The sequence below is a fragment of the Candidatus Allofournierella excrementigallinarum genome, assembly GCF_944388085.1.
In the GTDB taxonomy this organism is placed as follows: domain Bacteria; phylum Bacillota; class Clostridia; order Oscillospirales; family Ruminococcaceae; genus Allofournierella_A; species Allofournierella_A excrementigallinarum.
Map to the genome: position 1 here is coordinate 19,754 of NZ_CALXHK010000025.1, position 15,794 is coordinate 35,547.

9 protein-coding genes are annotated in these 15,794 nt (G+C 61.4%); 6 read left to right on the forward strand and 3 right to left on the reverse strand.

The window, feature by feature from the left end:
• Positions 1-25 precede the first annotated feature (25 nt).
• From ACH2AT_RS06335 to ACH2AT_RS06355, 5 genes are all read left to right on the forward strand, one after another.
• Positions 26-2,824 carry a hypothetical protein gene (locus ACH2AT_RS06335; RefSeq protein WP_394964429.1) on the forward strand — a complete coding sequence of 933 codons (2,799 nt, stop codon included), beginning with the start codon at positions 26-28 and terminating at the stop codon, positions 2,822-2,824.
• A 235-nt stretch (positions 2,825-3,059) separates the two neighbouring features.
• The gene (fusA, locus tag ACH2AT_RS06340) at positions 3,060-5,141 is read left to right on the forward strand and encodes an elongation factor G (protein WP_394964430.1); all 2,082 of its coding nucleotides are present in this window, start codon (positions 3,060-3,062) and stop codon (positions 5,139-5,141) included.
• 328 nt (positions 5,142-5,469) lie between these two features.
• Positions 5,470-5,955, forward strand: a complete 486-nt coding sequence (gene greA / locus ACH2AT_RS06345) for a transcription elongation factor GreA (RefSeq protein WP_394964432.1) — start codon at positions 5,470-5,472, stop codon at positions 5,953-5,955.
• Between the two features lie 135 nt (positions 5,956-6,090).
• Positions 6,091-7,623: a lysine--tRNA ligase gene (gene lysS, locus ACH2AT_RS06350; RefSeq protein WP_394964434.1), complete on the forward strand. Its 1,533-nt coding sequence runs from the start codon at positions 6,091-6,093 to the stop codon at positions 7,621-7,623.
• Between the two features lie 394 nt (positions 7,624-8,017).
• Positions 8,018-9,064, forward strand: a complete 1,047-nt coding sequence (locus tag ACH2AT_RS06355; RefSeq protein WP_394964436.1) for a Fic family protein — start codon at positions 8,018-8,020, stop codon at positions 9,062-9,064.
• A 605-nt stretch (positions 9,065-9,669) separates the two neighbouring features.
• Here the strand turns inward: ACH2AT_RS06355 and ACH2AT_RS06360 are convergent.
• From ACH2AT_RS06360 to ACH2AT_RS06370, 3 genes are all read right to left on the reverse strand, one after another.
• Positions 9,670-11,625, reverse strand: a complete 1,956-nt coding sequence (locus ACH2AT_RS06360; protein ID WP_394964438.1) for an ABC transporter ATP-binding protein — start codon at positions 11,623-11,625, stop codon at positions 9,670-9,672.
• Positions 11,615-13,360, reverse strand: coding sequence for an ABC transporter ATP-binding protein (locus tag ACH2AT_RS06365; protein WP_394964440.1), 1,746 nt, complete (start codon positions 13,358-13,360; stop codon positions 11,615-11,617). The genes ACH2AT_RS06360 and ACH2AT_RS06365 overlap by 11 nt, the downstream gene beginning before the upstream one ends.
• 115 nt (positions 13,361-13,475) lie before the next feature.
• Positions 13,476-14,015, reverse strand: a complete 540-nt coding sequence (locus tag ACH2AT_RS06370; RefSeq protein ID WP_394964442.1) for a MarR family winged helix-turn-helix transcriptional regulator — start codon at positions 14,013-14,015, stop codon at positions 13,476-13,478.
• A gap of 643 nt (positions 14,016-14,658) precedes the next feature.
• Here ACH2AT_RS06370 and ACH2AT_RS06375 point away from each other — a divergent pair.
• Positions 14,659-15,794 (forward strand): TIGR02677 family protein (locus ACH2AT_RS06375; protein WP_394964444.1); only part of this gene is annotated, 1,136 nt, incomplete at its 3' end.

A 15,794-nucleotide genomic window follows, 5' to 3' on the forward strand; every position in this document is an offset into this window, starting at 1 on the left:
CCGCAGGGCATGGAGGGATCGACAAGTGCCAGACAATAAATTTTCCGGCTCGGTGGACGAGATCTTGGAAACACTCAAGCAGCAGCAGGCGGCGGCCCCGGCCAGCGACCGGGCGGTGGACGAGATCCTGGCCGGCCTGGGCCTGGGGGACGGCCTGCCCCTGCCGCCGGCGCAGGAAGCGCCGGCCCCCCAGGCGCCCGGCGCGCCCAAGGCCCGGCCCGCCGCGAACGAGGCGGAAGAAAAACCGGCCCCGGCCCGGCCCGCCCCGCAACAGCAGGCGCGCCCGGCCCCGGCCCGGCCCGCGAAGGCCCAGCCCGCCCCCAAGGCCGAGGCTGCCCGCCCCGCCCCCAAGGCGCAGCCCGCCAAAACGCAGGAGGCGCCCCGCCGGGAGGCCCCGGCGGAAAGGCCCGCCCGGCGCACGGTGCAGCGCCCGGCGGCAAAGCCCGCCGAGGCAAAGGCCCCCGCGGCGCAAAGCGAGGCCGACGAGGTCATCCGCCAGGTGCAGCAGACGGTGGCCGCCCCGGCGCCCCCCTCGCCGGATGCGATGCAGCAGCTCACCGGCACCATCAGCGAGACGATGCAGTTCGACGCGGAGTTCCAGAAGTTTTTCAGCGAGAGCGTGGCGGTCATCCCCGACGAGGAGCCGGAGCAGCACCCGGGCTTTTTCGCCCGTTTTTTGCGCCACAAGGACGACGGCGCCGGCTTTGAGGAGGACGACGAGCTGAGCGAGACCGGGGAGGTCAAGGTGGACGAGCCCACCCTGATGATCCCCAACCCCGCCCGCGCGCCCCAGCCGGAGGAGGAGCCGGTGGCCCTGCCCATGAGCGGCGGGCCTGCCCGGCCGGCGGAGCCTGACGGGGGGGGCGCGCCCGAAGAAGGGGACACCGGCGTCATCGAGCTGGAAGGGCTGGACGACGGCGCCACCCGGACGCTGGACGATCTGGACGAGGCCGCGGGCAGCATCCGCTTTGAGGACGGGCCCGCCGAAGAGCCTGAAGAAGAGCCCGCCCGGAAGAGGGGCTTCCTGCCCCGGATGTTCGGCGGCGAAGCGCCCGCCGAGGCTGTGTTCGACGAGCCGGAGCAGCCGGAAACCATCGACGACTACGAGGACCCCGCCGACGCAGGCGCGGTGCAGGCGGACCTGGACGGCATGCGCCGGATGCTGGCGCTGCGCACGGCGCTCACCGGCATCCTGACGGTGCTGCTGCTCTATCTGGGCCTGGCGGTGGGCGCAAGCCCCCTGCCGCCCATCGGCCCCATCGACCCGGCCGCCGCCCCCGCCGCCTATCTGGCGGTGCACCTGATCGCCCTGCTGGCGGCCTGCGCCGTGAACTGGCGGGTGTTCGCAAGCGGCGTGCCTGGCATCTGGGGCCGCCCCAGCGCCGACACCATCCCCGCCCTGGCGGCTGCGGCCGCGCTGGTGCAGCTGGTGGTGCAGCTGGTGGGCGCAGACAAGTTCGAGGCGGACAAGCTCACCCTCTTCGCCGCCCCTGCGGCGCTGCTGCTGACCCTTGACGCCTTCGGGCGCTTTGTGATGCAGGGCGTGGTGGCGCGCAACTTCCGCATGGCCAGCGCCGGCAGCGACCACACCGCATCGGTGCCTCTGGCCGACGCCGAGCTCACCGCCCGGCTGGCCCAGGGCCTGGGCGAGCCGGAGCCCTGCCTGCTGCTGAACCGGCCCACGAGCCTGGTCAAGGGCTTTTTGCGCCAGAGCTTTTCCCTGCGCGCCAGCGACGGCCTGGCCCAGAAGCTGAGCTGGGGCCTGCTGGGCGCCGCCCTCGCCGGCGCGCTGGTCAGCCTCTTCGCGGGCCACGGCGGCGTGGCCGCCGTCAACGCGCTGGCAGGCGCTCTGTGCCTGGGCGGGCCGCTGGCCGCCACCCTTTTGAGCGCCGTGCCCAGCCTGCTGGCCCAGAAGAGCGCCGCCCAGGTGGGCGCGGTCATCCCCGGCGCGGCCGCCATGGAGCAGCTGGGCCGCGCCAACATCGCGGTGGTGGGCGCGCGGGACCTGGTGCCCGGCGCCAGCGTGCGGCTGCACGGCATCAAGACCTTCGACAAGCAGCGCATCGACCTGGCCATCCTCTACGCGGCCTCGGTGCTCATCGAGGGCTGCGACACGTTGCGGGATGTGTTCATGACCATCATCCAGGGCAAGACCGAGATGCTCTTCAAGGTGGAGAACCTGGAAAACCTGCCCGGCTACGGCTTCACCGCCTGGGTGAACAACAACCGGGTCATCGTGGGCAACCGGGTCTTCATGCAGCAGCAGGGCCTGGAGATCCCCAGCCTGGACTATGAGAACCGCTACACCAAGGGCAGGCGGCTGCCCGTCTATCTGGCGGTGAGCGGCCGGCTGTTCGCCATGTTCCTGGTGAGCTACAAGGCCAACGTCCAGGTGGCGGCCACCCTGTCCGACCTGCGCCGCCAGGGCGTGTCTTTGCTGGTGCAGAGCGACGACTTCAACCTCACCGGCGAGGGGCTGGAAGTGCTCTACGGCCTGCCCGCGGGCAGCGTGAAGGTGCTTTCCGGCGCCGAGCGGCGCATGCTGGCCCCCCACACCGCCTACGCCGAGGCCAGCGAGGGCTGCATGACCCACATGGGCAGCTTCGCCTCCTTCGTGGGCGGCCTGCGGGCCGCCGCCGGGGCTGCCTGGGGCGAAAAGGTGGCCAGCCTTGTGCAGGCCGCGGGCGTGGGCATCAGCTGCCTGCTGGCGCTGGTGATGGCCTTCACCGGCGGCATCGGCGCGCTGGGCCTGCCGGCTCTGGTGCTGTATCAGGCGGCCTGGGCGGTGCTCACCCTGGCCATGCCTCTTCTCAAAAAATACTGAGCCAAAAACCCCGCCGGGCACGGCCCGGCGGGATTTTTTTGTGCCTTTGGGGCAAATTTCCCGCCCGTCAATAGGCAAATTTCACAAAGGTTTCGGCGGATTTTGTGCGGCACATCCCCCTGTTTTGCAGGGAATTGTCCTTTAAAAATCATACAAACTGTGTTAGAATTTTGTATAGGTTGCTACCGCCGCATTTCCTTTGCAAAACACGCGGTAGAAGAGAGGGTTATTTAGAATGAAGAACTACGCCAACACAAACATCCGAAACATTCTCGTCGCCGGCCACGCCGGCTGCGGCAAGACCACCCTGGTGGAGGCTCTGCTGTACACCACCGGCGCGCTGGAGCGCATGGGCCGCGTGGAAGACGGCAACACCGTCAGCGACTTTGACCCTGAAGAGGCAAAGCGCCGCGCCTCCCTGAACCTGGCGGTGGTTCCCGTGGAGTACGAGGACGTAAAGCTGAATTTTCTGGACACGCCGGGCCTGTTCGATTTTGAGCTGGGCCAGTATGAGGGCATCCAGGCCGCCGGCAGCGTGCTCATCACCGTTTCGGCACGTTCGGGTGTGACCGTTGGCGCGGAGAAGGCCTACCGCCTGGCCGAAAAGATGGGCCGCAGCCGCATGGTGTTCGTCAGCAAGATGGACCTGGAGAACGCCAACTTTTACAAGATTTTGGAAGAACTCAAGACCAAGTTCGGCCCCTCGGTGTGCCCCTGCGTGGTGCCCACCCGCCAGGAGGACGGCACGGTGGTGTATGTGAACCTGTTCAGCCAGAAGGCCTTCAAGTACGAGGGCGGCAAGCAGGTGCAGGTGGCCCTGCCCGAGATGGGCCACCGGCTGGACGGCCTGGTGGAAGCCATGAGCGAAGCCGTGGCCGAGACCGACGACGCTTTGATGGAGAAGTTCTTCTCCGGCGAGGCCTTCACCACCGAGGAGATCGTGGAAGGCCTGGCCAAGGGCTGCAAGAGCGGCATGATCACCCCCGTGTTCTGCGGCAGCGCCGTGAACCTGCAGGCGCTGGACATGCTGCTGTATAACCTCAAGGTCCTGCTGCCCAGCCCCGCCGAGGCGCCCGCCCCCACGGCCCTCACCGCCGGCGGCGAAGTGAAGCTGGAGTGCGACCCGGCGGCCCCCGTGGCGGCCTATGTGTTCCGCACCGTGGCCGACCCCTTCGTGGGCAAGCTGAGCTACGTCAAGGTGTTCAGCGGCACCCTCACCGCCGCCTCCAACCTGGTGAACGCCCGCACCGGCGAAGCCGAGCGCTTCGGCAAGCTGTTGAACATGCGGGGCAAAAAGCAGACCGATGTGGACTCCATCGCCGCCGGCGACATCGGCGCGGTGACCAAGCTCTCCGCCGCCCAGACCGGCGACACCCTGTGCGACCCCGCCCGGGTGGCCGCCCTGCCCGCCGCCGCCTTCCCCAACCCCACCCTGTCCATGGCCATCCGCGTGACCAAGAAGGGCGACGAGGGCAAGATCGGCGCGGCGCTGGCCCGTCTGATGGAGGAGGACCGCACCCTGGCCTACCGTGTGGATGCGGAGACCGGCCAGCAGATCATCTCCGGCCTGGGCGAGCAGCATCTGGACGCCGTTGTGGCCAAACTGAAGGCCAAGTTCGGCGTGGATGTGGAGCTCACCGCCCCCCGTGTGGCCTACCGTGAATCGGTGCGCAAAAAGTGCAAGGCCCAGGGCCGCCACAAGAAGCAGACCGGCGGCCACGGCCAGTTCGGCGACGTGTGGATCGAGTTCGAGCCCTGCGACAGCGAAGAGCTGGTGTTCGAGGAGAAGGTGTTCGGCGGCAGCGTGCCCAAGAACTACTTCCCCGCGGTGGAAAAGGGCCTGCGCCAGGCTGCCAGGCACGGCGTGCTGGCGGGCTACCCCGTGGTGGGCCTGAAAGCCACCCTGCTGGACGGCAGCTACCACCCCGTGGACTCCAGCGAAATGGCCTTCATCATGGCCGCCAAGCTGGCCTATAAAGCCGCTCTGCCCGAGGCCGGCCCGGTCATCCTGGAACCCTTCGGCACCCTGCGCGCCCACGTCCCCGGCGACAACACCGGCGACATCATGGGCGACGTGACCAAGCGCCGCGGCCGCGTTCTGGGCATGAGCCCCGACGAGGACGGCCTGCAGGTGGTGGAGGCGGAGGTGCCTCTGGCCGAAATGCAGGACTTCACCACCTTCATGCGCCAGCTGACCCAGGGCCGGGGCCACTTCACCCTGGACTTCGTGCGCTACGAGCCGCTGCCCTCCAACCTGGAAGGCAAGGTCATCGAGGAAGCCAAGAAGCTGGGCGGCGGCGCCGAGGACGAGGAGTGATCCCCTTGCAGCCTGAAGCATGGGCATAAACCACCGCCCGGCTGCATACAATGAACAAAGCAAGCGCAAACGGACCCACCGGTGGCCGGACGGCTGGCGGTGGGCCGTTTTTTGCGGCACAAAAAAGGCGGTCGGTTTTTGGCGAAATAGCTGAAAACAATTGCTCAATCTTGACAGTGACGGTTAAATCAGCTATACTACGGAAATTGGGACATGTGCGGGCCGTATCCTCGGCCTGCTGCCCGATGGTGCGCACTGCGCACGGGCCCAAAGCCAAAAAAACGCACGTGTGGTGCGAAAACATTATCGTTAGGGAGCATTCAAAGCAATGAGCATGAAGGAACTCGTTATGACCCGCGCCGGCCTTGAGGCGCTGGAAAACGAACTGGAAGAACTCAAGACGGTCCGCCGCAAGGACGTGGCCGAGAAGATCAAGGTGGCCCGCGGCTTCGGCGATCTGTCGGAGAACAGCGAATACGACGAAGCCAAGAACGAGCAGGGCTTCATTGAGAGCCGCATCGCCCAGCTGGAGGCCATGCTCAAGCACGCCCGCGTCATCGACAACGACGAACTGAGCCTGGAAAATGTGGCGGTGGGCACCCATGTGAAGATCGAGGACGAGGACGGCGAGGTGGAGGAGTACGACATCACCGGCTCCACCGAGGCCGACCCCCTGAACGGAAAGATCAGCGACGAGAGCCCTGTGGGCGCCGGCCTGCTGGGCAAAAAGGCGGGCGAGACCGCCGAGATCACCCTGCCGGGCGGCGCCACCGTGGTCTACAAGGTGGTGGAGATCACCCGCTCAGCGCTGTAAGGGCCTTTTTGGCTGCAAAACACAAGGAAATTCTGCAAAAACAGGTGCCATGGCACCTGTTTTTGTGTTATAATAAGGCTTACTGTAGACAAGGGCCGCACCGCGGCCGTTTTGCACCGCAAAGGAGAGAATAGAATGGCACAGACGAACCAGACCCCGGGCAACGGGGAGATGACCCGGCAGGAGTACAACGAGCTGGTGGCCATCCGCCGCCAGAAGCTGGCCGACCTGCAGCAGGCGGGCAAGGACCCCTTCCACATCACCCGGTGGCCCCAGGCGGATTTTGCCGCCGAGGTGAAGGAAAACTTCCAGGACCTGCCCGAGGACGCCGCCCCCGAAGACCACCGCCAGGTGTGCATGGCGGGCCGGATGATGAGCAAGCGGGTGATGGGCAAGGCCAGCTTTGCCGACCTGCGGGATACCACCGGCGACATCCAGATGTATGTCAAGCGGGACGATGTGGGCGCGGACGTGTATCAGGAGTTCAAAAAGTTCGACATTGGCGACATCGTGGGCGTGCGGGGCTATGTGTTCCGCACCAAGATGGGCGAGATCAGCGTGCATGTCACCGAAGTGGCGCTGCTGTCCAAGAGCCTTTTGCCCCTGCCCGAGAAGTTCCACGGCCTGAAGGACCAGGAGACCCGCTACCGCCAGCGGTATGTGGACCTCATCGTCAACCCCGAAGTGCGCCGCGCCTTTGAGGTGCGCAGCCGTTTCATCCGCTATATGCGCCGCTATCTGGACGAGCGTGGTTACATGGAAGTGGAGACCCCCGTGCTGAACACCATTGCCGGCGGCGCGGCGGCCCGGCCCTTCATCACCCATCACAACACCCTGGACATCGACATGTACATGCGCATCGCCACCGAGCTGCCCCTCAAGCGGCTCATCATCGGCGGCATCGACCGGGTGTATGAGATCGGGCGCATCTTCCGCAACGAGGGCATGGACCCCAAGCACAACCCCGAGTTCACCACCGTGGAGCTGTATCAGGCTTATGCCGACTTCCACACCATGATGGACATCGCCGAGGGCATCCTCTCCGGCGCGGCCAGGGAAATTCTCGGCACCTATCAGGTGGAGTGGCAGGGCGAGCAGGTGGACCTGACCCCCGGCTGGCGCCGCCTGACCATGGTGGACGCGGTGCGCGAGTATGCCGGGGTGGACTTTGCCGCCATCACCGGCGACGCCGAGGCCGTGGCCGCCGCGGGGGCCATCGGCGTGGAGCTTGCGGACGCCGCCGAAAAGACCTGGGGCAACGCCCTGTATGCCTGCTTCGACCAGAAGGTGGAGGAGAAGCTGGTGCAGCCCACCTTCATCACCATGTACCCCGTGGAGGTCTCGCCGCTGACCAAGCGCAGCCCGGAAGACCCCCGCCTCACCGAGCGCTTCGAGCTGTTCATCTGCCGCAGCGAGCTGGCCAACGCCTACTCCGAGCTGAACGACCCCATCGACCAGCGCCAGCGCTTTGAAAAGCAGGTGGAGCAGCGCCAGCGCGGCGACGAGGAGACCGAGATGATGGACGAGGATTTCCTCACCGCCATGGAGTACGGCATGCCCCCCACGGGCGGCATGGGCATGGGCATCGACCGGTGCGTCATGCTGCTCACCGGCAGCACTTCCATCCGGGACGTCATCCTGTTCCCCACGATGAAGCCTCTGGACTGACGGACAGCCCGCAAACCCGCAGGAAACCCGGGGTTGTGAGGAATCAGGTTTCCTGCAGTTACAACGATTTTACTGCAAATGAAAATCCCTGGATGAAAAAACACGGGGCCGCCGGTACGCCGGCGGTCCCGTTCTGTTATATCGGTGCGGAGCTGCACGAAAATAAGAGAAGGTTTCCTGTTAAAGGCGTTCGAAAGATTACGGCGGAGGAAAAAGGTTGTGGGACATGAAAAACGCCACAAGCTCAGGCTATGGCGGAAATACGATTGATTTTCCCTTACAGACGTATAGTATCCCTTAAAACTGATATACTGATAAGGGAAAGTTTTCTCCTGGAGTTGAACTTTCCCTTATTATATGGTAAAATTTAAGGGAATGAAGGGAGGGTAAGGGTATGCGTACATTCAATTACTCCGCGATTCGGGAACAGAAGTGGGACTCAGAGATTTTGGGCCTGGTCGCGGCGATTTATAAAGAAGCCGGAAAGCAGGAACTGTACCTGAAACAGCGGCCAGAGGAATTGGAGAAACTGGTAGAGATCGCAAAGGTGCAGAGCACCGAGGCATCCAATGCCATTGAGGGCATCGTGACCACAAACACCCGTATCCGACAGCTTGTGGAGGAGAAAACAGCGCCGAGAAACCGGGACGAGCAGGAGATCGCAGGTTACCGGGATGTGCTGAACCTCATTCACGAGAACTTCGACGCCATCCCCATCACCCAGAACTACATCCTGCAGCTCCACAAGATCCTCTACAGCCACATGAACAATCCCATGGCGGGCAGGACCAAAAGCGTGCAGAATTACATCAGCGCCACCTATCCCGACGGCCATGTGGAGACCTTGTTTACGCCACTGGCTCCCTATGAAACGCCGGAGGCTCTGGACAGAATTTGCGAGGAGTACAACCGGGTCATTGGGAACATGGAAGTGGAGCCGCTCATCGCCATTCCCGTGTTCATCCATGACTTCCTCTGCATTCACCCCTTCAACGACGGAAACGGCAGAATGAGCCGCCTGCTGACCACGTTGCTGCTCTACCGCAGCGGGTTCTATGTGGGCAAATATATTTCACTGGAGGCCAAGATCGCAAAAAACAAGGACCTCTATTATGATGTCCTGGGCCAGGCGCAGATTGGATGGCATGAAGGCACCGAAGATGTAGTGCCGTTCATCAAGTATCTGCTGGGGACCATTCTTTCTGCTTACAAAGACTTTGAAGATCGCTTTGCTCTGGTGGAGACCAAGCTCCCTGCCCTGGAGACTGTGCGCCGGGCGGCCAAGGAGAAGGTGGGCCGGTTTACGAAGCAGGACATTCGGGAATTGTGCCCTTCGCTCAGTATCAGCTCCATCGAAGGGGCGCTGCGGAAATTGGTGGCATCCGGCGAACTGAAACGGGAGGGCGCCGGAAAGAACACCTGCTATTACAGATTAAAATGATTCCCTCAATTATCGAGTCGTTATAAAAATCAAACAGAAGGAAACTGTATACAGAGCGGTTTCTTCCTGCACTTGCATCACCTCTTTCCAGATATGGGTCATCCATACCCGGGGTTTCCGTATCCGGACAAGCTGTATCCGGTTCGTCCTCAAACGGCTGGTCCGTGTCCGGGGGGATGGGGCGTCCCGCAGATGACATACTCTACATCTATGATCTTTCCTTTGTTGTTCCGCAGGCGGTTGCGGGCTATGTACCCAGCTCGCTCCAGCGCCTTTAGAACTGAACCACTTTTTCTGCCCCGGAGCCGGTTGCGGACTCATGGCATCCGGCTCACCTCAGCTCCTAAGGAATGCATCTTATGAAATTGCACGCCGTTCTCCGAATGCGGAATACAGCTGATTCGTGACTCGCCGGAGGTGCAAATCGCTGCTGAAAACCACTTTTTGATGGTTTTTGGGATACAAAAAACGCCATAGGCATTCCTATGGCGTTTGGGAGAGTCAAAGGGCGCTGATATTTCACATCAGCGCCCTTTGCGCCCTGCCAGCATGAAATTTTTGACTTCATACCTCAGGAGGCAGGGGATTGCGCGTCTTTTTTGAGATCATTCGAGCTCGAAGGCGCCGGTATACAGCTGATAGTATTTGCCCTTCAGGGCGATCAGCTCGTCGTGGCTGCCGCGCTCAATGATGCGGCCATGCTCGAGGACCATGATGGCATTGGAGTTCTGAACCGTGGAAAGACGGTGGGCGATGACGAACACCGTCCGGCCGCACATCAGCGCGTCCATGCCTTGTTGCACAATGGCCTCGGTACGGGTATCAATGGAGGAGGTGGCCTCATCGAGGATCATGACCGGAGGATCGGCCACAGCAGCCCGGGCGATGCTCAGCAGCTGCCGCTGGCCCTGGCTCAGGTTGGCGCCGTTGCCGCGGAGCACCGTGTTGTAGCCCTCGGGCAGACGGCGGATGAAGTCGTCTGCGCCGGCCAGCTTGGCAGCTGCGATGCACTCTTCGTCGCAGGCCTCCAGATTGCCGTAGCGGATATTGTCCATGACAGTGCCCGTGAAGAGGTTCGTGTCCTGAAGCACCATACCCAGGGAATGCCGCAGGTCGGCCTTTTTGATCTTGTTGATGTTGATGCCATCGTAGCGGATCTTGCCGTCGTCGATGTCGTAGAACCGGTTGATGAGGTTGGTGATGGTGGTCTTGCCGGCGCCCGTGGCGCCCACGAAGGCGATTTTCTGACCGGGCTTGGCGTAGAGGGAGATGTTGTGGAGGACGATTTTGTCCGGCGTGTAGCCGAAATCCACATCGTAGAACCGAACGTCGCCGGTCAGCTTGGTATAGGTGACGGTGCCGTCGTGGTGGGGATGCTTCCAGGCCCAGATCATGGTGCGCTCGGGGCACTCGGTCAGGGTGCCGTCGGCGTTCTCCCTGGCGTTGACCAGGGTCACATAGCCGTCGTCGGTTTCAGGCTCTTCATCCAGCAGGGAGAAGATCCGGTGGGCGCCGGCCAGACCCATGATGACCATGTTGATCTGGTTGGACACCTGACCGATGGAGCCGGCGAACTGCTTGGTCATGTTCAGGAACGGCACCACGATGCTGATGCTGAAAGCCATGCCGGAGAGGCTGATGTTGGGAACATCGGACAGCAGCAGGGCGCCGCCCACCAGCGCCACGACCACGTACATCACGTTGCCGACATTGCCCAGCAGCGGCATGAGAATGTTGGCGAAGCGGTTGCCGTTGCGGGCGTTGAAGAAGATCTCGTCGTTGACCTTGTCAAAGTCGGCCTTGGCGGCTTCCTCGTGGCAGAAGACCTTGATGACCTTCTGGCCGGTCATCATTTCTTCCATGAACGCCTCAGCGTTGGCCAGGGTGATCTGCTGGCGCAGGAAGTAGGCGGAGGAGCGCTTGGTGATCGCGCGGGCGGCAAAGACCATGCAGATGACGCCGGCCACCACCACGAGGGCCAGGATGACGCTGTAATAGATCATGATGCAGAACACCACGGACAGCGTGATGGCGGAGATGAGGATATTGGGAAGACTCTGGCTGATGAGCTGGCGCAGGGTGTCGACATCGTTGGTGTAGTAGCTCATGATGTCGCCGTGGCCGTTGGTGTCAAAGTACCGGATGGGCAGGTCCTGCATGTGGTTGAACATCTTCTCGCGCATCTTTTTCAGGGAGCCCTGGGTGATGATGGCCATCATCTGCGTGTAGAAGGCGCCGGCGATGAGGCTGATCGCATACATAGCCACCAGGACCCCCACAAGGCCAAGGATTTTTCCGCAGACCGCCGACCAGTCGCCGCTCTTGTAGCTGGCGTCTACCACGGCGATGACTTTCTGCAGGAAGACCGCCGGCATGGAGCTGACGATGGCGTTGATCAGGATACACACCAGCGTGACCGGCAGCAGCACCGGATAGAATTCAAACAGGGTTTTCAGCAGCCTGCGGAGCACGCCTTTGGGGGCGCGGCGGCCGCGGCTGGTGCTGGTGCGGGCCGCAGCAGGGGCGGCGTTCCGCGTTTCCATCGTGTTTTTACGCTTCATCATGATCACCTGCCTTTGTCTGGGACGTGTACACTTCGCGGTAGATATCGCTGCTCTTCAAAAGTTCTTCGTGGGTGCCGATGGCGCTGATGCGGCCGCCGTCCATGACGATGATGCGGTCGGCATCCTCAACCGAGGCAACACGCTGGGCAATGATGATTTTGGTGGTATCCGGGATGAACTGGCGGAAGCCCTGGCGGATCAGGGCGTCGGTCCGGGTGTCCACAGCGGAAGTGGAATCGTCGAGGATCAGGACCTTGGGCTTCTTCAGAAGGGCCCGGGCGATGCACAGCCGCTGCTTCTGGCCGCCGGAGACGTTGCTGCCGCCCTGCTCGATCCAGGTGTCGTACTTGTCGGGGAACTGCTGGATGAATTCGTCGGCCTGCGCCAGACGGCAGGCCTCAAGCATCTCCTCGTCGGTGGCGTTGGGGTTGCCCCAGCGGAGATTGTCCTTGATGGTGCCGGAGAACAGCACATTCTTCTGAAGCACCATGGCCACGCTGTCGCGGAGGGCTTCCAGGTCATAGTCCCGCACGTCTACGCCGCCGACCCGGACCGTGCCCTCCGTCACGTCGTAGAGACGGGGGATCAGCTGCACCAGGGTGGTCTTGGACGAGCCCGTGCCGCCCAGGATGCCGATGAGTTCGCCGGAACGGATGTGGAGATCCACATGCTCCAGAGCGTTGCGCTCGGCGGTTCGGGTGTACTTGTAGCTGACGCCGTCAAAATCGATGGAACCGTCCCGTATTTCTGTGACCGCATTTTCGGGGCTGGTCAGGCTGCTTTTTTCCTGCAGCACCTCGACGATACGCTCGGCGGACTCCATGGACATGGTGATCATCACGAACACCATGGAGAGCATCATCAGGCTCATGAGGATCTGGAAGCTGTATGTAATGATGGCCGACATCTGGCCGACGTTCACCTCCAGGCCCTGACTGGAAATGACGACATAGGAGCCGAAGCTCAGAACAAAGACCATGCCGGCGTACACGCAGAACTGCATCATGGGGCTGTTGATGGCCATGATGCGCTCGGCGCGGGTGAAGTCTTTGCAGACGTCCTCGGCGGCGGCGCCGAACTTTTTCTTCTCATAATCCTCGCGGACGTAGCTCTTGACCACGCGCATGGCCTGTACGTTCTCCTGCACCGAGTCGTTGAGGGCGTCGTACTTGCGGAACACGCGGCGGAAAATGGGGGTGGCCTTGCGGATCACCAGAGCCAGGCCAACGCTCAGCAGGGGGATCGTCACCAGGAAGATCATGGCCAGGCGGCCGCCCATGGCAAAGCCCATGATGAAGGAGAAGATCAGCATCAGCGGGCCGCGGATGGCCACGCGGATGATCATCATAAAAGACATCTGCACGTTGATGACATCGGTGGTCATCCGGGTCACCAGGCTGGAGACAGAGAACTTGTCGATGTTTTCAAACGAATAGTCCTGAATGCGATAGAACATATCCTGCCGCAGATTCCGCGAAAAGCCCGTGGAGGCTGTGGCGCAGGTGCTGCCGGCCGCCACGCCCAGGATCAGCGACAGCACGGCCATGATGATCAGCTGCATGCCGTATTGGAGAATGACATCCATGCCGCAGCCGGCCTGCATCTCGTTGACGAGATTGGCGATCACAAACGGGATGATGCATTCCAGGACGACCTCGCCTACCACCAGGATCGGCGTGAGGATCGCCGGCTTTTTGAACTCCCGTATGCTTTTGCTCAGTGTTTTGATCATACCAGAAAATTCCTCCTATCCAAACTCCCGGGGCCTTCCGCGGCCGCAGGCCGCCGCACCGCGCGGGATCAGCCCTTCCGCGGCGCAGCCCCATCCGGAGTTTGTAAAGCAAATTTTAACGAAAATCCGCAGACCGCCAACTGCGATCTTCGGGTTCCCTTTCCGTCTCATCAGCGGGCCGGGGAAACTGGTCCGCCGCCTGCGGCGCGCCATTGGACGCGCTGAGATTCTGGATCATCCGGTCCAGAAAGCTGTGAAGCTGGGTGATTTCCGCGCGGGACATATCGCTGACCAGCTGCTGTTCCGATGCGGCCAGATGATCAAGGACCTGCTGGTTGGCTTCCAGCGCCCGATTTGTGACGAGGATCTGCTTGCACCGCCGGTCCTCCGGGGAAGGTTCGCTGCTCAGATAGCCCTTTATCTCCAGCCGCTGCAGCAACCCGGATACCGTGGGATGGGTAAAGTGGAAATGCCGCTCAACGTCCCGCGGATAGACCGTCTCCTGCCGGCGGGTCCGGTAGCACAGATAGCCGAGCACAAGGGCCTGCGAGCTGGTCAGGTCCAGGGACATGATGCTGTTGTTCATGTTCTGTGTCAGCAGCTTGGATATGGTTTTGATCTTGAACCCCAGGTCATCTCTGCCGACCGGCGACATGGATGCCCCTCCTTTTTTACAAATTAATATATACCATGTGATTTGGTAGCAAGCTACATAATAGTAGAAGAACGGCCGGTTGTCAAGGGATGCCCGCAAAATATTCACAGATGGTTTGCTTGTTAAAATAGAGATAAAAATGAAAGACGATTCCCCAAAAAGTCTTGCGGCCCTCAAAACCGCAGATGCGGTCAACGCGATCAATGGCGTAACGGTTTCAGGGATGCAAAATTCCTGCCGGAGAAGCGGGTCCGGGGGGAATTGACCGGAGAACAGATGAAGCAGGACATCCGACAACTCTGCCCTTCGCTCCGTACCAGCGCCATCGAAGGAGCGCTGCGGAAATCAGTGGCGTCCGGCGAACTGGAGCGGGAGGACATCGGGAAGAACACTTGCTATTACAGGTTCAAATGATTCCCTCAGCTTTTAAGCTTTTCCCTTGAAATTAAGTGCAGGGTAAGGGGAAATGATTTGGTGAGACGGGCGCAGATGTTGGTTAGACATCGCCGTGCAGCGGCGGGTTTTCGTTATGTGAGATACCAGCCCGGAGCGGCCACGATTGCGAAATACGGGCGAGTCATATATGCTATAGTCATAAAAGCGCCGTTTCAGATGACGAGTATCACGGATGGGGGAAATGCGGATGGCATTGCAGGCTGATTTGCTGGAGAGCATCCCGCAGACAAGATATTTGTCCGCGGAGAACTACATTTCCTACCGGGCCATCATGCGTACATTCTATCAGGAATATCAAAAAATGCGCTATCAGCTGGATAAGGACGCCATTTTGACCCTGCTGCACAAAGATCCTCTTTTCGCCGAATACACTGCGGAGCAGCTCATATCAGACCTGGACCAGCTGGCAAAATGGAAAAACCTGACTCTGATCCAGGACCCCCACAAGGCATACACGATCACGGATTTTAAAAACCGGCAGTTTCAGTACATGATGACAGAAGCCGCGCTGGAAGTGGAGCGCATGACGGTCACGCTGGAAAACCTGTACACGCGGACGACAGGGCTTTCCTCCAGCGCGTTCCGCCGTCTCCAGGCGGCTCTGCATACGGCTGAACATCTGGAAGGAATGTCCCTGAAAGAGGTCGGGGAATGGTGGCAGGAGCTGCAGGAGGATTTCCGCCGTCTTCGCCAGAATCATCAGGATTACCTGCGGGAATTTTACGGCCCTAACGCGGAAAAACAGATGAAATCGGCGGAGTTCATTGCCTATAAGCAGCATCTGATCCGCTACCTGGAGGATTTTATCCAGGACCTTCAAAGCAGCGCGGCGCAGATCGGCGCGCTGCTGGAATCGTTTACAGAAGATCAGGTCGACCGCATTCTCGCGCTTGTCCATCAAAGCGCGCTGGAGATCCCACGCCCGCACTCTGAGCAGACCCCGCTCTGGCAGGAAGAACTCTGGCAGAGGGAGCAGGGTGTATGGCGGTCGCTGATGGGCTGGTTCACCGGAAAAGATTCCACAGCCAGACAGGTCATGGATGTCACGAATGAAGTGATCCGCAGAGTGGTTCAAAACGCGGCGATCCTAGTCCAAACGCAGAACATGGGCGTCAGCAACAAAGCAGAGCTGCGTTATCTGATGACACTGTTTGCAGGCGCCGCGTCCATCGAGGACGCGCATAGGCTCTCGGCCCTGGTGTTCGGCGCCCAGCAGTGCAGGCACTTTACTGTAAACGCAGAGCGCGAGACAGAGCGCATCGACTTGAGCACCTATGAAGAACCGCCCATGGACTACGCCCTGCAGCCAAGAGTGCGGACCTA

What these genes read in the sequence shown, in the direction of transcription:
- fusA (WP_394964430.1), top strand. Translation starts at nt 3,060, where the DNA reads ATGAAGAACTACGCCAACACAAACATCCGAAACATTCTCGTCGCCGGC.
- greA (WP_394964432.1), top strand. Translation starts at nt 5,470, where the DNA reads ATGAGCATGAAGGAACTCGTTATGACCCGCGCCGGCCTTGAGGCGCTG.
- lysS (WP_394964434.1), top strand. Translation starts at nt 6,091, where the DNA reads ATGGCACAGACGAACCAGACCCCGGGCAACGGGGAGATGACCCGGCAG.
- ACH2AT_RS06355 (WP_394964436.1), top strand. Translation starts at nt 8,018, where the DNA reads ATGCGTACATTCAATTACTCCGCGATTCGGGAACAGAAGTGGGACTCA.
- ACH2AT_RS06360 (WP_394964438.1), bottom strand. Translation starts at nt 11,625, where the DNA reads ATGAAGCGTAAAAACACGATGGAAACGCGGAACGCCGCCCCTGCTGCG.
- ACH2AT_RS06365 (WP_394964440.1), bottom strand. Translation starts at nt 13,360, where the DNA reads ATGATCAAAACACTGAGCAAAAGCATACGGGAGTTCAAAAAGCCGGCG.
- ACH2AT_RS06370 (WP_394964442.1), bottom strand. Translation starts at nt 14,015, where the DNA reads ATGTCGCCGGTCGGCAGAGATGACCTGGGGTTCAAGATCAAAACCATA.